This is a genomic window from Thalassiella azotivora (genome assembly GCF_054781695.1).
Genome location: NZ_BAAGTX010000029.1, coordinates 19,748 through 42,040, shown reverse-complemented (window position 1 = coordinate 42,040; position 22,293 = coordinate 19,748). Strand labels below are relative to the sequence as shown.

Annotated in this window: 24 protein-coding genes and 1 riboswitch; of the genes, 6 read left to right on the top strand and 18 right to left on the bottom strand. The window is 74.3% G+C overall.

All coding sequences use genetic code 11. From position 1 onward, the window contains the following. Positions 1-43 precede the first annotated feature (43 nt). Positions 44-670, top strand: a complete 627-nt coding sequence (locus tag ACYVQV_RS17100) for a bacterial proteasome activator family protein (protein ID WP_461024525.1) — start codon at positions 44-46, stop codon at positions 668-670. A gap of 36 nt (positions 671-706) precedes the next feature. After that, positions 707-1,138: a UBA domain-containing protein gene (locus tag ACYVQV_RS17095; RefSeq protein WP_461024524.1), complete on the top strand. Its 432-nt coding sequence runs from the start codon at positions 707-709 to the stop codon at positions 1,136-1,138. Positions 1,139-1,146: 8 nt separating this feature from the next. Here ACYVQV_RS17095 and ACYVQV_RS17090 read toward each other — a convergent pair whose 3' ends face one another. The 4 genes from ACYVQV_RS17090 to ACYVQV_RS17075 form a co-directional block, all read right to left on the bottom strand. After that, entirely contained in the window at positions 1,147-1,329 is a 183-nt protein-coding gene (locus ACYVQV_RS17090; RefSeq protein ID WP_461024523.1) for a hypothetical protein, read from the bottom strand. Between the two features lies 1 nt (position 1,330). Beyond that, the gene (locus ACYVQV_RS17085; RefSeq protein WP_461024522.1) at positions 1,331-1,594 is read right to left on the bottom strand and encodes a hypothetical protein; all 264 of its coding nucleotides are present in this window, start codon (positions 1,592-1,594) and stop codon (positions 1,331-1,333) included. Positions 1,595-1,799: 205 nt separating this feature from the next. Then, positions 1,800-2,381, bottom strand: coding sequence for an NYN domain-containing protein (locus ACYVQV_RS17080; RefSeq protein ID WP_461024521.1), 582 nt, complete (start codon positions 2,379-2,381; stop codon positions 1,800-1,802). A gap of 10 nt (positions 2,382-2,391) precedes the next feature. Continuing rightward, positions 2,392-4,623: a diguanylate cyclase domain-containing protein gene (locus ACYVQV_RS17075; protein ID WP_461024520.1), complete on the bottom strand. Its 2,232-nt coding sequence runs from the start codon at positions 4,621-4,623 to the stop codon at positions 2,392-2,394. 197 nt (positions 4,624-4,820) lie between these two features. Here ACYVQV_RS17075 and ACYVQV_RS17070 point away from each other — a divergent pair, with 197 nt between their 5' ends. Then, positions 4,821-6,053, top strand: a complete 1,233-nt coding sequence (locus ACYVQV_RS17070; RefSeq protein ID WP_461024519.1) for a YihY/virulence factor BrkB family protein — start codon at positions 4,821-4,823, stop codon at positions 6,051-6,053. Positions 6,054-6,195: 142 nt separating this feature from the next. Beyond that, complete coding sequence (locus ACYVQV_RS17065; protein ID WP_461024518.1) at positions 6,196-7,002, top strand: VIT1/CCC1 transporter family protein; 807 nt, start codon at positions 6,196-6,198, stop codon at positions 7,000-7,002. 144 nt (positions 7,003-7,146) lie between these two features. On the opposite strand, the gene ACYVQV_RS17060 is transcribed toward ACYVQV_RS17065, so the two are convergent. The 4 genes from ACYVQV_RS17060 to ACYVQV_RS17045 form a co-directional block, all read right to left on the bottom strand. Continuing rightward, the gene (locus ACYVQV_RS17060; protein ID WP_461024517.1) at positions 7,147-7,410 is read right to left on the bottom strand and encodes a hypothetical protein; all 264 of its coding nucleotides are present in this window, start codon (positions 7,408-7,410) and stop codon (positions 7,147-7,149) included. 336 nt (positions 7,411-7,746) lie between these two features. Continuing rightward, on the bottom strand, positions 7,747-8,148 hold the full coding sequence (locus ACYVQV_RS17055; protein ID WP_461024516.1) for a hypothetical protein: 402 nt from the start codon (positions 8,146-8,148) through the stop codon (positions 7,747-7,749). Next, a complete protein-coding gene (locus tag ACYVQV_RS17050) occupies positions 8,145-8,654 on the bottom strand; it encodes a hypothetical protein (protein WP_461024515.1) in 510 nt (169 codons plus the stop codon). The genes ACYVQV_RS17055 and ACYVQV_RS17050 overlap by 4 nt, the downstream gene beginning before the upstream one ends. Before the next feature lie 406 nt (positions 8,655-9,060). After that, positions 9,061-9,696, bottom strand: coding sequence for a HEAT repeat domain-containing protein (locus ACYVQV_RS17045; RefSeq protein WP_461024514.1), 636 nt, complete (start codon positions 9,694-9,696; stop codon positions 9,061-9,063). 110 nt (positions 9,697-9,806) lie between these two features. Next, positions 9,807-9,919, top strand: a riboswitch (TPP riboswitch). Between ACYVQV_RS17045 and thiC the strand changes: the two genes are divergently transcribed. Further along, positions 9,913-11,634: a phosphomethylpyrimidine synthase ThiC gene (thiC, locus tag ACYVQV_RS17040; protein ID WP_461024513.1), complete on the top strand. Its 1,722-nt coding sequence runs from the start codon at positions 9,913-9,915 to the stop codon at positions 11,632-11,634. (Overlaps the previous riboswitch by 7 nt.) On the opposite strand, the gene thiD is transcribed toward thiC, so the two are convergent. From thiD to ACYVQV_RS17000, 8 genes are all read right to left on the bottom strand, one after another. Further along, positions 11,617-12,537: a bifunctional hydroxymethylpyrimidine kinase/phosphomethylpyrimidine kinase gene (gene thiD / locus ACYVQV_RS17035; RefSeq protein ID WP_461024512.1), complete on the bottom strand. Its 921-nt coding sequence runs from the start codon at positions 12,535-12,537 to the stop codon at positions 11,617-11,619. The genes thiC and thiD overlap by 18 nt on opposite strands. After that, entirely contained in the window at positions 12,534-13,136 is a 603-nt protein-coding gene (locus ACYVQV_RS17030; RefSeq protein WP_461024531.1) for a thiamine phosphate synthase, read from the bottom strand. The genes thiD and ACYVQV_RS17030 overlap by 4 nt, the downstream gene beginning before the upstream one ends. Positions 13,137-13,201: 65 nt before the next feature. Next, a complete protein-coding gene (locus tag ACYVQV_RS17025; RefSeq protein WP_461024511.1) occupies positions 13,202-14,062 on the bottom strand; it encodes a thiazole synthase in 861 nt (286 codons plus the stop codon). Position 14,063: 1 nt separating this feature from the next. Further along, positions 14,064-14,270, bottom strand: a complete 207-nt coding sequence (gene thiS, locus ACYVQV_RS17020) for a sulfur carrier protein ThiS (RefSeq protein ID WP_461024510.1) — start codon at positions 14,268-14,270, stop codon at positions 14,064-14,066. Continuing rightward, positions 14,267-15,427, bottom strand: a complete 1,161-nt coding sequence (gene thiO, locus ACYVQV_RS17015; protein WP_461024509.1) for a glycine oxidase ThiO — start codon at positions 15,425-15,427, stop codon at positions 14,267-14,269. Before thiO ends, thiS begins: the two co-directional genes overlap by 4 nt. Continuing rightward, positions 15,424-16,080, bottom strand: coding sequence for a thiamine phosphate synthase (thiE, locus tag ACYVQV_RS17010; protein WP_461024530.1), 657 nt, complete (start codon positions 16,078-16,080; stop codon positions 15,424-15,426). Before thiE ends, thiO begins: the two co-directional genes overlap by 4 nt. Before the next feature lie 238 nt (positions 16,081-16,318). Next, positions 16,319-17,128, bottom strand: coding sequence for an HAD family hydrolase (locus ACYVQV_RS17005; protein ID WP_461024508.1), 810 nt, complete (start codon positions 17,126-17,128; stop codon positions 16,319-16,321). 97 nt (positions 17,129-17,225) lie between these two features. Next, the gene (locus tag ACYVQV_RS17000) at positions 17,226-17,705 is read right to left on the bottom strand and encodes a hypothetical protein (RefSeq protein WP_461024507.1); all 480 of its coding nucleotides are present in this window, start codon (positions 17,703-17,705) and stop codon (positions 17,226-17,228) included. Positions 17,706-17,935: 230 nt separating this feature from the next. Between ACYVQV_RS17000 and ACYVQV_RS16995 the strand changes: the two genes are divergently transcribed. Continuing rightward, positions 17,936-20,803: an ExeM/NucH family extracellular endonuclease gene (locus ACYVQV_RS16995; protein WP_461024506.1), complete on the top strand. Its 2,868-nt coding sequence runs from the start codon at positions 17,936-17,938 to the stop codon at positions 20,801-20,803. A gap of 105 nt (positions 20,804-20,908) precedes the next feature. Here the strand turns inward: ACYVQV_RS16995 and ACYVQV_RS16990 are convergent, their stop codons facing one another. Next, complete coding sequence (locus tag ACYVQV_RS16990) at positions 20,909-21,733, bottom strand: hypothetical protein (RefSeq protein ID WP_461024505.1); 825 nt, start codon at positions 21,731-21,733, stop codon at positions 20,909-20,911. Continuing rightward, complete coding sequence (locus ACYVQV_RS16985) at positions 21,730-22,293, bottom strand: SigE family RNA polymerase sigma factor (protein ID WP_461024504.1); 564 nt, start codon at positions 22,291-22,293, stop codon at positions 21,730-21,732. Before ACYVQV_RS16985 ends, ACYVQV_RS16990 begins: the two co-directional genes overlap by 4 nt.

Below are 22,293 nucleotides of genomic sequence, written 5' to 3'. Positions count from 1 at the left end.
GGTGCGTCTGCGGCGTCCCGGGGCGGAGGGCAGGATGGGTGACATGCAGCTTCCCGACGACGAGCAGACCGGCGGTCCCGGACCCGGTGGGTCCCCCGCCCACGACGGTGAGGCCCGCGCCTCCCAGGCCGGCGCAGACCAGACGGTGGTGGTGGTCAGCCCCCAGGGGATGGGCGTGGCCGGCGGGGACGACGACCGCCCGCACCCGGCCGAGATGGTCGAGCAGCCCGCGAAGGTGATGCGGATCGGCAGCATGATCAAGCAGCTGCTCGAGGAGGTGCGCAACGCGCCGCTCGACGAGGCGGGCCGGGCGCGGCTGGCGGAGGTGCACCGGCGCTCGCTGAGCGAGCTGGAGCAGGGCCTGGCGCCGGAGCTCGTGGAGGAGCTGGAGCGGATCACGCTGCCGTTCACCGAGGGCGACGCGCCGTCCGACGCGGAGCTGCGGATCGCGCAGGCCCAGCTCGTGGGCTGGCTGGAGGGGTTGTTCCACGGCATCCAGACGGCGCTGTTCGCCCAGCAGATGGCGGCGCAGGCGCAGCTTCAGTCGATGCGGCGGGGGTTGCCACCGGGAGCGACGCAGGGTCAGCCCGGTCAGCCGGGGCGGCCGGGCGCACCCGGGCAGCAGGACGGCCCGGAGCCGCCGGTCCACCCCACCGGCCAGTACCTCTGACGCGCCGCCGGACGGACCCGGGTAGGGCGGCCGCGCGTGCGCTGGCCCTGGCAGCAGGGCCCCGACCCCCTCGGTGAGGGGGTGTGGCGGCGTGCCCGGGACCGGTTCGACCGGGCCGTCGACCGGTTCCACCAGATGATGGAGCGGGTCCCGCCCGGGGCGGTGCGGGACGACCTGGAGAACACCGGCGCGGCCCTCGCGACCCTGCTGGACGACGTCCAGGCGCTGTGCCTGCGCGCGCAGGAGTCGGCACCCAGCGCGACGACGGACGTCCCGGGCGGGCACTGGGCCGCGGTCCACCGGGCGGTCAGCTCCGCGGCGACGCACGTCGCGCAGGCGGCGGAGGCCGCGGCGATGGCGAGCGTGGCGGCGCGGTCCGGTGACGTGGCCCGCGCCGACGAGGCGGCGCGGGCGGCGCGACGGGCGGCCGACCGCGCCGCCCACGTCGTCGGGGAGGCGGACGGGTGACGCGACGGTCAGTCGTCGGCAGCGGTGCCGTCGGGCATCGACAGCAAGCCCTTCTCCTCTGCCTCGACCCGCCTGGCGTTCGCGATCTTCAAGACGCTCGCGGGTACGGGTCGGCCGGCCTTGGTGAAGCGCCGGACCTTCAACTTCGCGGCGTTCACCTGCGCCGGCGTGACGTTCACCGTCTTCGACACGTCAGTTCCTCTCTCCACCCAGGACCCCGCCAGGGACGGCCCAGCCGCCACTCCCAGTGTCGGTCTCGACGACGTCCACGTCGAGCCCCGCGCGGTTGATCTCATCGGTCGGCTCCTCGAGCAGCGAGTCGAGGACCGCGTCGACCAGGTCCTGGTCGGGCTCCTGCAGAAGGTCCGAGCCGCTCAGCGCCGCGAGCGCCGCGACCCCCAGCCTCGACGTGGCGTCATCGGACGAGGCGGCCTGCTCCGACGCCCACCTGAGCATCCGCATGGTCTCCTCACGGCGACGCCAGACGTCGAGTTCCCGGGCGCCTTAGCGCAGCAGCAGGTGACCCACGAGGCTGCCAGCGAAGGCCAGGAGCGGTGTTGCGAGGCCCACCGCGAAGAGGGCCCAGGTGGGCAAGGTCGTCACCGGGTCAACGTAGCGACGGGCCCCGCGACGTGGTCGGGACTCTCCACAGCCGCTGCCGTCAGAGGTAGCGCATCGGGTCGAAGTCGGCGATCGGGATGACGCGGACGCGCGGCAGGGTGCTGGTGAACGCGCCGACCTCGTCCTCGAGGTCGAACATCCGCAGCCCCTGCGCGGTCATCGCGGTGAACCCGGAGTTGAAGAACTCGCGGAACCCCAGCATCCCGACGCGGCGGTCGCCGCCGAGCAGGCGGGTGACCTGGGGCAGGAAGTCGCCGTCGTGGCTGGCGAGGAGGACGTCACCCGCGCGGTGCTGCAGCGCGTCCATCGTGCGCTGGATGCCGATGTCGACGACCTTCTCGTCGGAGGACCCGGCCAGCGGGATCGGCGTGTAGTCCAGGGCGATGAGCGCCTGCACGAACGCCATGGGCAGGTGCCCGGACGAGGCGTTGAGGAAGAACAGGGCCTTGACGGGCTGATCCCACACCTCGGCGGCGAAGGTCCGCACCCGCTCCCAGCGCGGCCGCTCGTCGGGGTTGGGCCGGCGTCCGAGCACGGAGGAGCCGAGGGTGGCGTCGATGTTCTCGCCGTCCACGAGCAGGTACGTCGTGCCTGCCGTGGGGACCGTCACGGGCTCGTCCATGCTGCGAACCCTAGCCCCGCGGGGCGGTCGCGGGGTCGCCGGCCCGCGGGGTCCACTCGGTGCCGCCACGGCGCTGCTTCGCCCGCTCCATGGCGTGGTCGGCCTCCCGGACGAGCTCCTCGGGGGTGCACCCGTCGACGGCCAGCGCGACGCCGATGCTGACGGTCACCGGGTGGGGGCGGACGGCGGCCTCGACCGCGCGGTGCAGCCGCTCGGCGAGCGTCTCGGTGGCGCTCTCGGCGTCCCCGGTGACGGTGGCGACGACGACGAACTCGTCGCCGCCGTGGCGGAACACGGTGTCGTGGGGCCGGACGGCGCCGGCGAGCCCGGCGGCGACGGAGCGCAGCAGCTGGTCGCCGACCTGGTGGCCGTGCTCCTCGTTGACGGTCCGGAAGTCGTCGAGGTCGCAGAACAGGACGGCGACCCGGCCCCGCCCGGGGACGGTGGCGACGTGCCGCAGGGCGTCGCCGATGACGGACAGGCCGGTGGTGCGGTTGGTCAGGCCGGTGAGGTCGTCCGTGCGGGCGTAGCGCTCGGCGTCCCGTTCGGCGACGACCCGGGACGTGACGTCGTGCTGGATGCCGATGACGTGGGTGAGGACGCCGGCGGCGTCGGTGACCGGGGACAGGTGCACCTCGTTCCACCAGGTGCTGCCGTCGGGTCGCTCGTTGAGCAGGGTGACGGCGCCGGGCTGGCCGCTGGTGACGAGCTCGCGCAGGCGCCGGACGGCGTCGGGGTCGGTGTCCTCGTTCTGCAGGAACCGGCAGTTGCGGCCGAGGATCTCGTGCGCGGCGTACCCGGTGAGCCGCTCGAAGGCGGCGTTGACGTAGACGAGCGGCAGGTCGGGCGCCTGCGCGTCGGCGATGGTGATGCCGTTGGTGGTGGCGGCGACGGCGTGGCTCATCAGGTCCCAGCGGCTCGGGCCGCCGCTGCGGTGCGCCGTGGGCAGGGCACCGCCGGACAGCCGGCGCAGGACGAGGGACGCGGCGCGCAGGACGACGTCCCGGTCGTAGGTGACGACGTAGTCGAAGCGGCGGTCGGCCTCGGCGGTGTCGTCGCCGCAGTCGCGGGCGATGAGGGCGCCGGCGAAGTGGGGGCTGACGACGGCGACGGTCCACTCGTGCACGAACGGGTCGTCCTCGGCGAGGGCCTGCCCGCGGACGCCGGGTGCGGGTTCGTCGTCCATGTCGACGCCGAGGACGGCGACGAGGGTGCTGGCCATCGCGAGCTCGGCGTAGCGGCGGGCGGTGCTGGGCGTGAAGTACCGGGCGCGCTGGAAGCCGCCGACGACGACGGTCGGGCCGTCGCCGGTGAGCGCCTGGCGTTCGAGGTGAAGGCTCATCGCGCCGAGCAGCGGCTTGCGGGCGCGACGGACGGCGGGGGTGCCGGCGACGAGGTCCCACGGGACGGTGGGGCGCTGCGGTCGGGGTGCGGCCCCCCGGGCCCCGGGACCGTCGGGTCCGGTGGTGGCGACGGTGACGACCGGAGCGGTGGGGCGGGGGACGACGACGCTCGGCGGTGAGGGCAGGTCGGCGGGGCGCCCGTAGAGCCACCCCTGGGCGAGGTGGGCGCCCATGGCGCGGGCGAGCTCCTCGTGCTCGGCGGTCTCGATGCCCTCGGCGAGGACGAGCGCGCCGGTGCGGGCGGCCTGGGCGTTGACGGCGTTGACGATCTGGGCGACGTCGACGGTGGTGCGGGCCTGGATGAGCCGCAGGTCGAGCTTGACGACCTCGGGGGCGAGGAACGGCATCATCGCCAGGGACGCGGGGACGGCGCCGACGTCGTCCACGGCGATCCACCAGCCGAGGTCGCGGACGCGCTCGGCGAAGCGCAGCAGCGCGGCGGGGTCCGCGGTCAGCGCGCGCTCGGTGATCTCCAGCACGACGGGGACCTGGGCCCGTTGGAGGCCGCGGACGACCTCGGTGACGCCGGCGGGCGGCCGCATCGACAGGGCGGCGGGTTCGACGTTGATGAACAGGCGGGTGCCGGGGGTGACGCCCGCGTCGATGACCCCGCGCCCGGCGGCGAGGCGGCACGCCCAGTCGAGGTCCTCGAGGCGGCCCTGCTCGGCGGCCCACCCGAACAGGGCGGCGGGCGACTCCATCGGCGTCCCGGCCGCCCCGCGGGCGAGCGCCTCGTACCCGACGACCACACGGTCGTCGAGGTCGACGATCGGCTGGTACACCGAGCGGACGACGGGGAGCCCGTCGAGGCTGGGGGCACGCGTCGCGTCGGGGCTCACGTGGACCTTGTCGGCAGTCAGGGGCGCCGTCGACAGGGACGGGGGCCGGGTGCACCCGTCTGGGTGCGTCGTCCGCTCCGGGATGTCGGGTATCCGTGCTCGCGCGCGCGGGTCCCGGCGCCGACGGGCGAGGTCCGGGCAGCGGGGCGAGACTCGACGGTGACCGGGATCGGGCCGGGTCGGGAGGAGTCGGACCAGTGGGCATCTTCAGCAGGAGCAAGGACGACGACGGGGAGCGCGAGGCGGACGACCGCCCGCACTCGCCGTCCGACGGCGACCGCGGGCGCCGCGGCGCGACCGCGACGGCGGGTGACCGCGACGGCAGCGACGAGGCAGGGGTCGGTGGCGCGCAGCAGCGGTCCGACGCCCGCCGGGAGCAGGCGCCGGACCCGGAGGACGACGGGAAGCCGGACACGCCGAAGGACCTGCGCAAGCCGACCTGGAAGTTCGCGCTCAAGCGGGCCGGCAAGGAGTTCGTCGACGACCAGTGCACCGACCTGGCCGCAGCGCTGACCTACTACGCGGTGCTGTCGATGTTCCCGGCGGTGATCGCGCTGGTGTCGCTGCTCGGGGTGGTCGGCCAGGCCGACCGGACGACGGACTTCGTGCTGGGCATCGTGCGGGACCTGGCGCCGGGTGACGTGGCGGAGACCATCTCCGGCCCGCTGGAGGAGCTGGCCTCCTCGCAGGCCGCGGGCTTCGGGCTGGTCACCGGTCTCGCGGTCGCGCTGTGGTCGGCGTCCAACTACGTCAACGCGTTCAGCCGGGCGATGAACCGGATCTACGAGATCGGCGAGGGGCGGCCGATCTGGAAGCTGCGGCCGCTGATGATCCTGGTGACGCTCGTCGCGCTGGTGCTGGTGGCCGCGGTGGCGCTGTCCCTGGTCCTCAGCGGGCCGCTGGCGGAGTCGGTGGGCAGTGCCGTCGGCCTGTCCTCCGCCGCCGTGACGGTGTGGCAGTGGGCGAAGTGGCCGGTGATGGTCCTCGCGGTCGTCGTGGTCATCGCGCTGCTGTACTGGGCGACGCCGAACATCAAGCAGCCGAAGTTCCGGTGGGTGAGCCCGGGCGCCGTGGTCGCCCTGGTGGTGTGGGCGGTCGCGTCTGCGCTCTTCGCCGTCTACATCGCCAACTTCGGCAACTACAACGCCACGTACGGGGCGCTCGCGGGCGTCATCGTCTTCCTGCTGTGGCTGTGGATCACGAACCTGGCCCTGCTGTTCGGCGCCGAGTTCGACTCCGAGATGGAGCGCGGCCGCGAGCTGCAGGCGGGCCTGGAGGCCGAGGACGAGCTCCAGCTGCCGCCGCGGGACACCCGCAACCTGGAGAAGAAGGCCGAGAAGGAGGAGAAGGACCGCGAGCAGGCCCGGCAGATCCGGCTGGACGCCGTCGAGGCGGAGCAGCACGCGGACGCCGGGCGCCGACGGGACTGACGACTCCGCCCGTCCGGGCCCGTCAGGTGAGGCTGCCCTCACCTGACGGGCCCGGATCGCGTTGCGACGCAGCCGGTTTCGCGTCGGTAAGGGTTGCCTCTCCTTTCTTGATACATTCCAGAAAAGGTGCTTCCATGGGTGCATGAGCACCGCTGACCTCCTGGGCACCCTGGCTCCGAGCCGCCGCCGCACCACCGCCACGGTGCCGCCGCAGCCGGCCGGGACGGCGCCCCGTGAGGAGCGGCCGGCCACCGACCCGCTCACCTCCACCACCGCGACCGCCTCGCGGCTCAACTGGCTGCGCGCCGCCGTCCTCGGCGCCAACGACGGCATCGTGTCCGTCGCCGGCGTCGTCGTCGCGGTCGCGGGCGCCACCACGGCCAGCGGCCCGCTGCTGACGGCGGGTGTGGCCGCACTGCTCGCCGGCGCCGTGTCGATGGCCCTCGGCGAGTACGTCTCCGTCAACAGCCAGCGCGACGCGCAGCGCACCCAGCTCGGCCGGCTGCGCCGCGCGCTGGGCGCCGACCACCGCAGCGAGGTCGAGCACCTGGCGGCCGCCTACCGCGCGAAGGGCCTGAGCAACGAGACCGCCCACCGCGTCGCCGTCGAGCTCACCGAGGCCGACCCGGTCACCGCGCACGCGGAGGCCCGCCTCGGGCTGGACCCCGACGAGCTGGCCAACGCGTGGCACGCCGCCTGGGCGTCCGCCGCCGCGTTCACCCTCGGCGGCCTGCTGCCGCTGCTCGCGATCCTGCTGCCCGCACCCTCCGCCCGGGTCCCCGTCGCGTTCGTCGCCGTCCTGTCCGCCCTCGCCCTCACCGGAGCGGTCAGCGCCCGCCTCGGCGAGGCGCCCGTCGGCCGCGCCGTCCTGCGGGTCGTCGTCGGTGGGGCGCTCGGGCTCGGCGTCACCTACGCGGTGGGGTGGCTGTTCGGCGTGGCGGTCGGCTGACCGTCGGCGTCCACCCGCTGACCTTGCTCAGCGCACGACGAGGGCCGTTACCGGGTTCAACAGGGTGCCGGGGCGCCTGGGGTTGGTGCCGACGCACCGCACCCGCGTCCACCGTCCCTCCTCGACGCTGACATCGGTCCAGGCTCAGCCGAGCTCCTGCAGACCGCCCGGCACGTCGACGTCCACCCAGTACTGGCGCACCTCGAGGCGGTGCTCACCCACCGGCAGGCGCCTGAACCGGGTGCGCGTGAACCCCGTAGTGATCGGCGGCTCGTAGATCCTCTCGCCGACGGATATCCGCAGCATGACGAAGGCCGAGTCCGGAGCGTCGTTGAAGCCCTGCCGACGCAGGCGCGTGTCGAGCACGACACCCTGCCCCGGCCTGAGTCCCGCCCACAGGTGGCTCATCTTCCCTCCCGGTCCTTGCGGCTCTGGGCGGCCTACGGTTCACCGGGCATCCGGTTCCGGCGGGGCACCGACTCGGACGTGACCACCGGCTCGTCGCAGGACGGGAAGCGGCGTCTCCTCCTCGCTGCCACGCGGTACATCGCCTTCACGTGAGGTCCTTCCCGTCATCGAGGCCGGGGGCTTCCCGACGCCGCCTGGCCCACTGCTGCAACGCGTCTGCAGCGAACAGCAGGACCACGATCCCCGCCGTGATCCTGGAGCCGGCCGGCTTCCCCGGCCACACCACAACGCTTGCCGAGAACACGACCGCGACAACGTGGAGCGACGACCACCGCGTCATGTCCATCGTGTCACCAGCAACCAGAACAAGCCGATCGCACCGGCTGCCTGCCACACCAGGTCGAGGTCGCGCGGGAGTGCCCACCGGCTCGTCGGCGTCACCTCAGCGCCGAGGACCCGGACGAGGCACCAGAAGACACCCAACGCGCACCCGCCCTGGATGGCGATGGCGATCTCGTCGAGGGGCGTGCCCCAGGAGTCCAGCAGGAAGAGCCAGTCCAGCAGGAGGAGGACGGCGAGGACGATGCCAGACATGCCCCCCACTGCACCGCGCAGGGCCGCCGCGCCGTAGTTCAGGGCGATGACCCCGTCCCGCGTCGGGTCGACGATCTCCTCCTCGACGACGTCCCGGACCACGGGCATCAACCGGCCGATGAGCCGCAGCTCGACGTACCTCACAGGTCACCACCGGTGGGCGGGACGCCCCTGGACCGGGTCACCTCAGTCCCCTTCGCGCGGGACCGCCGAAGAGCCGCGTCACGCTTTTCGAGCATGGCCGCAACGACCCGGTCGGCTCGCGTCTCGACCCCGATCGCCGCGTTCGCTTTCTGTACGGCGATGGCCAGCGCCGTCCACCCGCCGACCAGCCGGATGGAGATGCCGAAGTACGTGGCCTCGACGTCCGCGACGTCGTGCCACGTCCAGCGACGCCACCCACCCAGGTTCCTGACGCCGACGCCGTCGTCGTCCCACGTGAGCTTCGCCCGCCACAGGGCGACGGTGATCGCCGAGAACACCGCTCCGAAGAAGACGACGGCGGCGTACGCGCCCGCCAGGTCCTCACGACTCGAGGGGGCCTCCCAGTACGCCGGCGCAACGGCCAGACCCACGATCGGCACCATGAGCGCCCCGTAGACGGCCGGGGCGAGGAGCCGCCACAGCAGGTAGGGCCGGGCGACCTGCATCACCAGCCGCCGCAGGGCTGGTCCGACAGCAGCGCCGGGATGGGGGAGGCGCCGGACTCAGCGGGGATTCGCGTCATCGGGCGGTGCCCTGTCGGCGGACGGTCACGGTTCCCTGCGCTTCGCACGCGAGCGTCGTCGCGCGGCCACAGCGACCCCAGCGCCGACAGCGGCAAGAGCCCAGCACGGCACCTCCAGCAGCACCACCTCCGTGACGGTGACCTCATCCACGGCAGAGCCTCCTCGGACAGCACCTGTCGGGGTGCGCACGTGACCGCGCCTAGCGCTCGGCCCGCATCGTCCCAGCCGAGGCCGTCGCCACCGACCATTTCGTCACGGCAGTACCCGGTTGCGCGCGCGAGGCGACCTCCGATGGCGGACCCGGAGGCCAGCTTCGCGAGGAGAGCGTTCAACTCGTCAGGCGACGGATCGCGGCCTTGGCGACTCGGCGGATATCCGCGTCGGGGTCGTGGGCGTACGCCTGCACCAATGCCCGGTGCTCGCGCGACCGCGACAGCCCCAGTCCCTCCAGGGCGACCCACCGGAGCGCCGGCGTGCTCACCAGCAGCTCGGCGATGACTGGTGGGGCTTCCGGTGCCCCGGACCTGGCGGCGACCGTGACCCAGAATGCCCGCAGGTCCTCGGGATGGTGAGCGCTGCTCAGCCCCTCGTCCTCCAACCACGGTCGCACCGCGGCCCAGTGCTCCGGTCGCGGACGACGTTCCACGAGCTGCGGGAGGAAGGTGCCGAAGCCCAGCGCCACCGGGTCCCCGTACGACCGCCCGACGCCCGACGACGTCAGGCGGTCGTACAGCTCGCTCGCCTCAGCCAGGAAGTCGTCGTACAGCACGGCCGGACCCACCGGTCTGATGCCCGCGTACCAGGCGACCCACAGGCGGTGCTCCAGAGGAGTGATCGCCCGCCACCACTGGCGGACGAGCTGGTGGGCGGCGGCGCAGCCGGGGAACACGGCGGGCGTCACACCCCAGTCGGGCACCACGCACCCCTGCCGCTCCAAGCGCTGCGACAGCTCGTCGAGGTCCATGCGCCCCATGCTGTCACTGCGGCAGGTCGCCACGGGCTCGACACCAGGCGCTGACGAACCGTCCGCGGCGCAGGGGGTTTCGGCCACCCGTCCGGTCTGACTAGGGTGGTGCGCGTCACCGCGGGAGCCCGGACGACCGGGCTGAGAGGTCGGCTGTGACGGCCGGCGACCGCTCGAACCTGATCCGGATCATTCCGGCGTAGGGAGGGACCGTCGATGACGGCTGCGCGTACCCAGGACCTGCTCACCACCCCCGGCACCGACGGCACGGACGTACCGCGTCCCGTCGGCAGCCACAAGACCTACCTCGCACCGCCTCCGGGCAGCGCCCGGCCCGACCTGCGGGTCCCCGCCCGCGAGGTCGTCCTCACCACCGGCGACAGCGTCGTCCTGTACGACACCAGCGGCCCGTGGACCGACCCGAACGCGTCCCCGAACGCGCGCACCGGCCTGCCGGCGCTGCGCGCGACGTGGGTCCGCGACCGGGGCGACGTCGAGGTGACCGGCCAGACCGACGGTCGGGACCTGCTGCGCGGCAACGGGTCCGGCGCCGTCACGCAGCTCGCGTACGCCCGCCGGGGCGAGGTCACCGCGGAGATGGAGTTCGTCGCCGTCCGCGAGGGCTGCAGCCCCGAGCACGTGCGCGACCAGGTCGCCCGCGGCCGCGCCGTGATCCCCGCGAACGTCAACCACCCCGAGTCCGAGCCGATGGTCATCGGCCGCGAGTTCCTCGTGAAGGTCAACGCCAACATCGGCAACTCCGCCGTCACCTCCTCCATCGAGGAGGAGGTCGAGAAGATGGTGTGGGCCACCCGCTGGGGCGCCGACACCGTGATGGACCTGTCCACCGGCAAGGACATCCACACCACCCGCGAGTGGGTCATCCGCAACAGCCCCGTGCCCGTCGGCACCGTCCCGATCTACCAGGCGCTCGAGAAGGTCGGCGGCAAGGCCGAGGAGCTGTCCTGGGAGGTGTACCGCGACACCGTGGTCGAGCAGTGCGAGCAGGGCGTCGACTACATGACGGTGCACGCCGGCGTCCTGCAGGCGTACGTGCCGCTGACCGCCCGGCGCCGCACCGGGATCGTGTCCCGCGGCGGCTCGATCATGGCCGCGTGGATGCTCGCGCACGGGCAGGAGAGCTTCCTCTACACGCGGTTCGCCGAGCTGTGCGAGATCCTGCGCGCCTACGACGTGACGTTCTCCCTCGGCGACGGCCTGCGGCCCGGGTCCATCGCCGACGCCAACGACGACGCCCAGCTCTCCGAGCTGCGCACCCTCGGCGAGCTGACCCGCGTCGCCCGCGAGCACGACGTCCAGGTGATGGTCGAGGGCCCCGGCCACGTGCCCATGCACCTGGTCAAGGAGAACGTCGACCTGCAGCAGGACCTGTGCGACGGCGCGCCGTTCTACACGCTCGGCCCGCTCACCACGGACGTCGCACCCGCCTACGACCACATCACCTCGGCGATCGGCGCCGCGATGATCGCCTGGCACGGGACGGCGATGCTCTGCTACGTCACGCCGAAGGAGCACCTCGGCCTGCCGAACCGGGACGACGTCAAGGCCGGCGTCATCGCCTACAAGATCGCCGCGCACGCCGCGGACCTCGCCAAGGGTCACCCCGGAGCGCAGGCGTGGGACGACGCCCTGTCCGACGCGCGGTTCGACTTCCGCTGGACCGACCAGTTCAACCTGTCGCTCGACCCGGTGACCGCACAGGAGTACCACGACGAGACGCTGCCCGCCGAGCCGGCGAAGTCCGCGCACTTCTGCTCCATGTGCGGGCCGCACTTCTGCTCCATGCGGATCTCCCGCGACCTGCGGGCCCAGCACGCCGAGGCGCGCGGCGACGGCGACCGCACCGACGCCACGACGGGCGCCACGGCAGCCGTCGGGCTGCCGACCCCGGCGCTGCGCTCAGACGCCGGCCGGTGAGGTGACGACCACCTCGTCACGGTGCGCCGCGGTGACCGTGACGAGGTGGTCGACCGGGCCGTGCCCCGCACCCAGCCGCCACCCGGCCGCCGACGTCACCGCCGCGTGCAGGTACGTGCGGGCCCGGACCACCGCCTCCAGCAGCGGCGCCCCGCGGGCCAGCCACGCCGCGACCGACGCGCTGAACGTGCACCCCGTCCCGTGGTCGTTGCGGGTCGGCACCCGCGGGCCGTCGAGCAGGTGCACCGACCGCCCGTCCCACAGCACGTCCACGGCCCGCAGCGCCGCCAGCCCCCCGTCACGGCCCGCCGGGTGGCCGCCGGTCACGACGACCGCGCCACCGCCGAGCCGGCCCAGCTCGCGGGCGGCGTCCGCGACGTCGGTGACGTCACCGACGTCCACGCCGAGCAGGACGGCGGCCTCGTGCAGGTTCGGCGTGACCAGGTCCGCGTGCGGCAGGAGCCCCGTGCGGTAGAGCGACTCGGCCCGCCGCTCCAGCAACCGGTCACCGGACGTCGCCACCATCACCGGGTCGACCACCAGGTGCGGCAACCGCCCCCGGGCGGCCAGGTCCGCGACCGCCTCGACGACCTCGGCGGTGGCCAGCATCCCGGTCTTCACCGCCGCGACCGGCAGGTCCGCGAGCACCGACTCGACCTGCTGCACGACGACGTCCACCGGGACCACGTGCACGCCGTCCACCCCGAGGGTGTTCTGCGCGGTCACGGCCGTCAGCGCCGTCGTCCCCAGCACCCCCGCGGCGGCGAACGCGCGCAGGTCCGCCTGGATGCCCGCCCCGCCGCCGGAGTCCGACCCGGCGATGCTCATCGCGACCGGCGGCTCCGGCGCGCCTGCCGCCCTCGTCGTCGACCCGCTCCCCGACCTCGCCACCGACCCGTTCACGGTGCCACCTCGTCCAGCTCACGCAGCAGCGCCCGGACCACCCGGCCCGGGTCGTCCGCACCCATCACCGCACCCATCACCGCGACCCCCGCCGCACCAGCGGCCACCCACCGGGCCGCGTCCGTCACCGTCACCCCACCGAGCGCCAGCACCGGCACCCCCTCCGCCGCGTCGACCAGCGCACGCAGCCCGTCCTCCCCGAGCGGGGGCCCGTACCCGGGTTTGGACGACGAGGCGGCCACCGGGGACGCCGTCACGTAGTCGACGCGCTCCTCCACGGCCCGCCGCACCTCACCCTCGTCGTGGCAGGACCGGCCCAGCACTCGCGGTCGGTTCCGCGGGACCGGGTCATCCGCTGCGAGGTGGCAACCAGTGGCGCCGGGTGCGGTGACCGCCCCACCGACGACCAGCAAGCCCCCGACCGGAGCGAGCACCTGCGCGAGGGACGCCGCGAGCACGCGCCGCTCGCCGTCCGGCAGGTCCTTCTCCCGCAGCAGCACCGCCCGGGCACCGGCCTCCACGGACTGCGTGACGGTCCGCAGGAGTGGTCGGGTGTGTGCCCTGCGGTCCGTGACCACGAGCAGCGGCGGCACCGGCACGCTCGACCAGGCGCCACCGGGCAGGTGCCGGTCACCGTCGTCGTCGGAAGGAACGACCGTCGCGCTCACAGGTCCGCCAGCCCGCTCGTCGGCGAGGACGCCAGCGCGTGCGTGCGCCGTGGCACCCGCCCCGCCAGCAGCGCGGAGCGACCGGCGCGGACGGCGTCCCGCATCGCCGTGGCCATCAGCACCGGGTCCTGCGCCCGGGTCACCGCCGTCGCCAGCAGGACGGCGTCGCACCCGAGCTCCATCGCCAGGGCGGCGTCCGACGCGGTGCCGATGCCGGCGTCCAGGACGACCGGGACGCCGACCTGCTCGCGCAGCATCGCGATGGCGTGCGGGTTGCGGATGCCCAGCCCGCTGCCGATCGGCGCGCCCAGGGGCATCACGGCCGCGCAGCCGACGTCGGCGAGGCGCCGGCCGACGACCGGGTCGTCGCCGGTGTACGCCAGGACGTCGAAGCCGTCGGCGACGAGCTGCTCGGCGGCGTCCAGGGTCTCCAGCGGGTCGGGCAGCAGCGTGGTGTCGTCGCCGACCACCTCCAGCTTCACCCACGTGGCGCCCAGCGCCTCACGCGCCAGCCGGGCCGTCGTCACGGCCTCCCGGGCCGTCCGGCAGCCGGCGGTGTTCGGCAGCAGGCGCACCCCGCAGCGGTCCAGGACCTCCAGCAGCGGTGCGGTGCCCGCGGGGTCGACCCGGCGCAGCGACACGGTGACGACCTCGGTGCCGGACGCGCGGACGGTCCCCTCCAGCAGGTCCAGGCTCGGCAGGCCACCGGTCCCCAGCAGGAGCCGGGACGTCAACGTCGCCGCACCGACCCGCCACGCGTCCGGGGCGGCGTCCGGTGCGGCTGCCGCTGCGTCGGGTGATGCGCCGTCGGGTGCTGCGCCGTCGGGTCGGACGGTGCGGTCCTGCGTCGTGGTCACGTCAACCCCCCGCGAAGGCCGTGACGACCTCCACCTCGTCGTCGGCGCCCACCGGCGTGGAGCCCCACTGCGGTCGCGGCACCACCTCGCCGTTGCGCGCCACGGCCACCCCGCGCCCGTCGCTGCCGGGCAGCAGGAGCCGCACCACCGCGTCGACGGACGACCCGTCCGGCAGGTCGGTGGCGGACCCGTTGACCGTGACCCTCACGCGTGCACCTCCTGGTCGGCCGGACGCCGGGACGGGCGCCGGAACCGGCTGGGGCAGAACGGCAGCGACGCCTCGGGCGCCACCTGCCCGGTGACGGCGGCGACCACCGCCGCCGCGGTCAGCGGCGCGAGCAGCACCCCGTGCCGGTGGTGCCCCGTCGCGTGCACCAGGCCGGGCAGGCGGCTGCGGCCGACGACCGGCAGGTTGTCCGGGGTGGTGGGGCGCGACCGGGCGGTCGCGTCGGCGAGCTCGTACTCGGTGAGCTCCGGGACGACGAGCGTCGCGTCGTGCAGCAGGTCCAGCACCGCGCCCGCGGTGACCCGGGTGTCGAACCCGCGCTCCTCGACCGTGGCGCCGACGACGACACCGTCCTCGCCCGTGGGGACGAGGTACACCGGCCGGCCGTGCACGTGGGCGCGCACCGTCCGGTGCAGCACCCGAGGGCCCCGCAGCCGCAGCACCTGCCCCTTCACCGGCCGCACCGGCACCTCCTCGGGCGGGACGCCGTCCACCTGACCGCTGCGCGCACCCGCGGCCAGCACGGTGGTGCCGGCGGTGAGCTCGCGCCCGTCGGCCAGGCGCACGCCACGCACCCTCCCGTCGCCGTCGGCCGCCAGACCGGCCGCGCGGGCGGGGACGTGCTCGACCCCCGCGGTCAGGCAGGCGGCCAGCAGCACGGCGTGCAGGGCCCGGGCGTCGACGGACCGGTCACCGGTGACGACGACACCCGCGCTGACCCGCGGGCCCAGGGCAGGCTCCAGCGCGCGGCAGCGCCGCGACGTCAGCCGCTGCGACCCCACCCCCGCCGCGGTGTGCAGGCGGAGCTGCTCGTCGAGCAGGGCCACGTCACCGGGGTCCACGGCCACCAGCAGGGCACCGGCCTCCCGTAGCGCCACGGGCTCGCCCGTGACCTCGGCCAGGGCTGCCAGCCACCCCGGGTAGCGCTCCAGGCTGTCGCGGCCCGGGTCGAGCAGGTGCCGCTCGGTCGGCACCAGCTCGCTGGTCGGCGCCAGCATCCCCGCCGCCGCGTGGGTCGCACCCGCGCCCGGGGCGTCGTCCACGACCGTGACGGTCAGCCCGGCGCGCACCGCCTCCCACGCCACGGACGCGCCCACGACCCCGCAGCCGACGACCAGCAGGTCCGGCGCGGCGCTCACGGCCGCCCGCCCGCCGGTTCACCCGCGGGTTCACCGAGCGCGGCCAGCAGCCGGCGGGTCGCGTCGAAGGGGTCGGCCGCCTGCGACACCGCCCCGACGACCGCGACGCCGTGCGCCCCGGCGGCGAGCAGCTCCGGCACGCGCCGCGCCGTCACCCCGCCGATCGCGACGACCGGGACGGGCACCGCCGCGGCGACGGCGGCCACCCCGGGCGCCCCCAGCGGTGCGGGCAGCCCGTCCTTCGTCGTGGTCTCGAACGCCGGACCGACACCCAGGTAGTCGACGCCCGCCTCGACGAGCCGCCGCGCGGTGTCGGGTTCGCGCGCCGTCCCCCCGACGACGGCTCGGCTGCCCACGACCGCACGGACCGCCGCCACGGGCAGGTCGTGGGCGCCGACGTGCACACCGGACGCCCCCAGGGCGGCGGCGACGTCCGCCCGGTCGTCCACGAGGCACAGCGCCCCCGCGTCCAGGCACAGGCCGGCCACCCGCAGCGTCAGGTCGTACAGCTCACGGTCCGTGCCCGTCTTGTGCCGGACCTGCACCACCCGGGCGCCCGCGGCGAGCGCCGCGCGCACCACGTCGACGGTGGGGCATCCCGGACGGGTGTCGGTGACGACGTGCAGGCGGCCCAACGACGGGGTCGTGCCCAGGGCGTGCCGGGGCCGCGCCCCGGTGCGGACGGTCGTCGACGCGTTCACGTGCTCTCCCTACGCCGGCATTACCCGGTCAGGTTCCAGCGGTCGACGCCACCGTCGGCGTCCTCTCAGCCCGGCCTCGCCCGAGCTCCCGCACTGCGTGCGCGTCGAACCCTACGACACCCGCCCGGCGATGACGACCCCCTCGCGGTGGGTGCCGCGCACCCGCCCGCCGGCCGGTCCGGCGACCCGCTCAGAACCGGCGCAGGAGGTCCTCGACGACCTGCGCGACGCCGTCCTCGGCGCACGGCGGGGCGACGTCGTGCGCGGCCGCGATCGCCTCCGGGTGACCGTCGGACATGGCGTACCCGCGGCCCGCCCAGCCCAGCATCTCCAGGTCGTTCGGCATGTCGCCGAACGCGACGACCTCACCCGCGTCGATGCCGTGCTCGGCGGCCAGCTCGGCGAGCGTCGCCGCCTTGCTCACCCCGAGCGCCGACACCTCGACGAGGCAGTCGTTGACGTTGGAGTGCGTCGGCTGCGCCACGCCGTCCAGCGCCGGGCGGACGGCGGCGAGCATCGCGTCGCCCGTGCTGTGCTCCTGCCGGACGAGGACCTTCACCACGGACGGCGCGAGCTCCAGCAGGTGCTCCAGCGGCCCGACCCGCTGGGCGCTCGCCGCGTCCCACCGCACCTGGTAGCCCGGTTCGCGCAGGAAGCCCTCGAGCGTCTCCAGGGCGACGTCGACACCGTCCCCCAGCGCGCGCCGCACGCGGCGGACGACCTCGACCACCCCGTCCGGGGCGAGGGTGCGCGAGCGGACGACCTGCTCGGCCCCCAGGTCGTAGACGATCGCGCCGTTGCCGCAGATCGCCGTCCCCCGGTGCCCGGTGGCCTCGACGACCGGCGCCATCCACCGCGGCGGGCGTCCGGTGACGAACACGACGTGGACGCCGGCGCGGCGGCACGCCTCGAACGCGGCCACGGTCCGCGGGCTGATCGTCCCGTCGCGGCGCACGACCGTGCCGTCCAGGTCGGTCGCGACCATCCGCACGGGCTTCACGGGTCCAGTCTCCCCCACGGGTCGGCCGCGACCTGACCGGCTCCCGCTGCACCCGCCCACTGCGCCGGTGCACCGACCCGGCGAGAGGATGGCGGCGCTACGTAGAGGGGGCCCTCGTCCACACGAGGGCGTCGAGCCGTGGTTCGTAGCGCGCGAAGACCAGATGGTCCGCCCCCTCGTACGACAAGAGCACCGGACGCTGAACGGACTGGCCAAGAAGGCGGAGAAAGGCCATCAGTGCATCAGCGTCCTGTTGTCGCTGCATCTCCCGGACGTCGAAGTCGAACCAGATGCTGTCGTCACCCCAGTTCGGGAAGACGTTTACGAGCACACCCCAGGACGGGCGGACGTGGAGGGTGGACCCCTCCTCGTTGGAGGGAAGCGGCACTGCTCCGCGCTGGCCCTGGAGCAGAGGTGGGTCACCCTGCGTGACGTCCCACCCGGCGCGCGCGAGCGCGTCGAGAAAGGAGGTCCACGCGCCGGGGCCGACGTCCTCGGCTCGCCCGTTGGGCAGGCTGCCGTCCTCCACCGTGAACCGCTGCCAGAGCGTTGGCAGCGACAGCCGAGGCCCGGTCACCGGCGCACGGTACCGGTGGTCGGGCCGGTCCCAGGTCGACTCGGGAGCGTGTGCTCGCCGTGAAGTCAGTGCGGGTGTTCCAGCGCCGCAGTGGCCTGCAGCACGGTCGGCGACCAGCACGTGAACTCCTGGTCGACTCTCGCGCTGCTCCTACCGGGTGACCCGCGGCGTGCGTAGAGTGACGCGGCCAGGTCGGGGGACGACAGCGGCGTCGACAGGAGCACTACGGCATGCGGCAACCCAGTTCTCGGTCCACCCTCCTCGCCGGCACGGCGGCGGCCATGGCGGCGGTGCCGCTGGTGGCCCTGCCCGCGGCGGCCGTGCCCGGGTCGGACTCGACGGTCTTCATCAACGAGATCCACTACGACAACGACGGCACGGACACCGGCGAGCTCGTCGAGGTCGCCGGACCGGCGGGCACGGACCTGTCGGGGTGGAGCGTCGTGCTCTACAACGGCGCCAACGGCGCGGTCTACGACACCGACGCACTCAGCGGGACCCTGACGAACCAGCAGGGCGGCTACGGCACCGTCGCGGTCGAGTACCCGAGCAACGGCGTGCAGAACGGCGCACCGGACGGCGTCGCGCTGGTCGGGCCGGCGGGTCTGGTGCAGTTCCTCAGCTACGAGGGCACCATGACCGCCGCCTCCGGTCCCGCCGCCGGTCAGACGTCCACCGACATCGGCGTCGCCCAGGGCGCCTCGACGCCCGTCGGCTCGTCGCTGTCCCTGACCGGGTCCGGGACGACGTACGGCGACTTCTCGTGGACGGTGACCGACGGTGGCGCGACGCCCGGCGCCGTCAACACCGGGCAGACGCTCGGTGACGGCAGCGGCGGCGACCCGGACCCCGACCCGGACCCCGAGCCGGACCCGGAGTGCGGCGACCCTGCCACGCTGATCCACCAGATCCAGGGCAGCGGGGCGACGTTCGACCCGGCGTTCGGTGGCACGCGGTCCGTCGAGGGCGTCGTCACCGCCGCGAAGCCCGGCCTGTCCGGTTTCTACGTGCAGGAGGAGGACGACGACGCGGACGCCGACGCCACGACGTCCGAGGGCATCTTCGTCTTCGGCTCCGACCTGCTGGACGGGCTGGAGCCCGGGCAGGTCGTCCGGGTCACCGGCACGGTCGGCGAGTACACGACGTCGGGCGGCGCCTCCCAGACGCAGCTGCGGGACGCCGTCCTGGACCAGTGCGCGGACCTCACCGGGACGGTGACGCCGACCGCCGTGACGTTCCCGCTGGCGGACCGATCCGACCTCGAGCACTCCGAGGGCATGCTCGTCGAGCTGACCGACACGCTCGTGATCAGCGAGTACTTCAACTACGACCGGTTCGGTGAGGTCGTCCTCGCCAAGCCGCTCGACGGCCAGGACCGGCTCCACACCCCGACCGCCGTGGTCGACCCGGGTGCGCCGGCGCAGGAGCTCGCCGAGGAGCAGGCCCGGCGGATCATCACGCTGGACGACGACAACAGCTCGCAGAACCCGGCGGTCATCCCGCACCCGGGCAACGGCGAGCCGTTCGGTCCCGACAACTCCTTCCGCGGCGGCGACACCGTCACCGGCGTGCAGGGCGTCATCGACCACACCTTCGGGCTGTACCGGATCCAGCCGACCGAGTACGGGGACTACGCGGCCGTGAACGAGCGGCCCACCAGCGCGCCGGAGGTCGGCGGGTCGGTGACCGTCGCGAGCGCGAACGTCCTGAACTACTTCCTCACGATCGACGACGGCCGCAACGACGTCTGCGGCGCGAACCAGGACCAGGAGTGCCGCGGTGCGGACAGCGCCGCCGAGCTCGAGCGCCAGCGCGCCAAGACGATCGCCCAGCTCGCCGAGCTGGACGCGGACGTGGTCGGGCTGATGGAGATGGAGAACACCCCGGGCGTCGAGCCGGCCGCCGACCTGGTGGCGGGCCTCAACGACGTCCTCGGTGCGGGCACGTACGACTACGTCGACACGGGCGTCATCGGCACCGACGCGATCCGTCTCGGCCTGCTGTACAAGCCGGGCGTCGTCCGTCCGGCCGGGGACTTCGCCGTCCTCGACAGCTCGGTCGACCCGCGGTTCGTCGACACCGCCAACCGGCCGATGCTGACGCAGACGTTCGACGAGGTCGCGACGGGCGCGCGGTTCACCGTGTCGGTCAACCACCTGAAGTCCAAGGGGTCCGCCTGCGCGGGCGACCCGGACACCGGTGACGGGCAGGGCAACTGCAACCAGACGCGCGTGGCGGCCGCGGAGGCGATCGCCGACTTCCTCGCCGGTGACCCGACCGGCAGCGGCGACCCCGACCACCTGGTCATCGGCGACCTGAACTCCTACGACCACGAGGACCCGATCCGGGCCCTGGAGTCCGCGGGGTACACCGACGAGATCGAGCGGTTCGGTGGCGAGTACGCGTACGGGTACGTGTTCGACGGCAAGGTCGGCTACCTCGACCACGCCCTGTCGAGCGCGTCGCTGACGTCGCAGGTGACCGGTGCGGCGGAGTGGCACGTCAACGCCGACGAGCCGGACGCCCTGGACTACAACCTGGACTTCGGGCGTCCGGCCGACTGGTACGAGCCGAACCTGTACCGGGCGTCGGACCACGACCCGGTGCTGGTCGGTCTGGACCTGACGCCCGCGTCCGCCGGGCAGTGCTACGCCGACGACGCGCAGACCGTCGCGTCGTTCGACCAGGGCGCCCGCGTCAACGGGACGGGCGTCCCGCGCGGGTTCAGCGACGCCGACCAGGCGCTGGGGACGTCGGGTCCGCGCAGCCGCCTCGTCAGCCTCGGCCTCGGCGGCGAGCTGGTGCTGGAGTTCTCCCGCCCGGTGCAGAACACCAACGGCGACGCCGCGGACCTGCGGGTCGTCGCCGGTGACGAGCGGGCCAAGGACCGTGCGGACGCCGCGGTGGTGTCGGCGTCCTTCGACGGCGAGACCTGGGTGGAGCTCGGCCGGGTGACCGGGACCACCGAGCTCGACCTCGGGTCCCTGTCCGCGGCCCGCTACGTCCGGGTCGTGGACGACACCACCGGCCCCGGCACCCTGCCCTCGACCGACGGCTTCGACCTGGACGCGGTGGAGGTCCTCACCGGCTGCGTCTGAGCCACCGCTTTGCTCACCCCGCCCTGCTTTGCTCACCGGTTGCTCGGTTTCCCGGTCCGAAACCGAGCAACCGGTGAGCAAGGGGCGGGGTGAGCCGTATCCGGGTCACCAGCGCAGGCGCGGGTCGGTGACGATCTCCTCCAGCGTCTCCAGCGGGATCCGCGGCGTCAGGTCCCCGAGGGCGAAGGCCGTCACCTGCCCGCCGGTCCAGACGTAGTGGACACGGTGGTACTCGGCCAGCGTCACGAGCAACCCACCGTCGGAGGTGCGCTCCTGGACGCACGGCGACTCGTCCATCCCGCTGCTGCCTGACTGCGCCGCCCACCACCGGCAGTAGTCCTGCTCGAGGGGCAGCCCTCCGTCGACCCGGTGGACCTCCAAGCCGAAGCCGTCGGCGTTCTCGTCGACGACCCCGGCTCCCGCCACCGTGGCCGGGTACCCCTCCCTGGGGAAGCCGTCGACCGGGACGTACGTGGGCTCGGGGATGCTCTCCACCGGTCCCAGCTCGTCCGCCACCGGCGGCCAGTAGTAGACGGGCACCTGGCCCACGCTCCACGCGAGCCTCTCTCCGAGCTCGACCCCCGCATCGGCGAGCACCTCCTCGGCCGCGGGGTAGAGGTCCGTCACCGGGCGCTCGGCGACCTGCACGGTCGCCTGGTCCGTGGGCTCGGTCGGGGACGGCCCCGCGGGCGGGGCGGACCGGTCGTCCCCGAGGGTCTGCGTCAGCACCCCGGTGAACGCCACCCCCGCCACGACGACCGCCGCGGCGACCCCGGCGACCACCCGGCGTCGGCGGACCTGCCCGCGCCCGGCGTGCAGGACGCCGTCGAGGTCCGGTCCCTGGGTCGGCGACAGCGCGTCTCCCTGCCGCCGCAGCGCGTCGACCGTGCCCCGCAGCTCCGCGGGGACGTCGTCCCTGAGGTCGCTCACCGGCGCCCACCTCCCTTCGTGCGCTTCGGACGCCGACAGGCCGGGCCGCCGTCCGCGTCGTCCAGCCGCCCGCGCAGCAGCCGCAGCGCGTCGTGCGTGGTGCTCTTCACCGTCCCTGCGCTGATGCCGAGCGCCTCGGCCGTGCCCGCCACGTCGACGTCCTCGAGGAACCGCAGGACGACGACGGCGCGCTGCCGGTCGGTCAGCCCGCGCAGGGCGTCGAGCAGCGGCAGCCGGTCCTCGACCTGGCGGTGCGGGTCGTGGCCCGAGGCGGCTCGGGTCGACGCGGCGACGTCGTCCGGACCGCCGGTGGCGACCTCGCGCCGCCGCGGCGAGCGGGCGGCGTCCAGGTGGCAGCGGACGAGGATCCGCCGCAGGTACGCGCGCGGGTCGTCCGCGGCGCGGACCTTCCGCCAGTGCACGTACGCCCGCACCAGCGCCTCCTGCACCAGGTCGTCGCCGCGGTGCGCGTCCCCCGCGAGCGCGGTCGCCGTCCGCGTCAGCCACGGCATGCTCGCCGCCGCCAGCGCCCGGAAGCGCTCCTCCTCGGCCGCCCTCAT

Excerpts from the sequence above, each read along its gene's own strand:
- thiC (WP_461024513.1), top strand. The coding sequence starts at position 9,913 with ATGACGGCTGCGCGTACCCAGGACCTGCTCACCACCCCCGGCACCGAC.
- ACYVQV_RS17085 (WP_461024522.1), bottom strand. The coding sequence starts at position 1,594 with ATGCTCAGGTGGGCGTCGGAGCAGGCCGCCTCGTCCGATGACGCCACG.
- ACYVQV_RS16995 (WP_461024506.1), top strand. The coding sequence starts at position 17,936 with ATGCGGCAACCCAGTTCTCGGTCCACCCTCCTCGCCGGCACGGCGGCG.
- ACYVQV_RS17065 (WP_461024518.1), top strand. The coding sequence starts at position 6,196 with ATGAGCACCGCTGACCTCCTGGGCACCCTGGCTCCGAGCCGCCGCCGC.
- ACYVQV_RS17045 (WP_461024514.1), bottom strand. The coding sequence starts at position 9,696 with ATGGACCTCGACGAGCTGTCGCAGCGCTTGGAGCGGCAGGGGTGCGTG.
- ACYVQV_RS17050 (WP_461024515.1), bottom strand. The coding sequence starts at position 8,654 with ATGCAGGTCGCCCGGCCCTACCTGCTGTGGCGGCTCCTCGCCCCGGCC.
- ACYVQV_RS16985 (WP_461024504.1), bottom strand. The coding sequence starts at position 22,293 with ATGAGGGCGGCCGAGGAGGAGCGCTTCCGGGCGCTGGCGGCGGCGAGC.
- ACYVQV_RS17100 (WP_461024525.1), top strand. The coding sequence starts at position 44 with ATGCAGCTTCCCGACGACGAGCAGACCGGCGGTCCCGGACCCGGTGGG.
- ACYVQV_RS17060 (WP_461024517.1), bottom strand. The coding sequence starts at position 7,410 with ATGAGCCACCTGTGGGCGGGACTCAGGCCGGGGCAGGGTGTCGTGCTC.
- ACYVQV_RS17080 (WP_461024521.1), bottom strand. The coding sequence starts at position 2,381 with ATGGACGAGCCCGTGACGGTCCCCACGGCAGGCACGACGTACCTGCTC.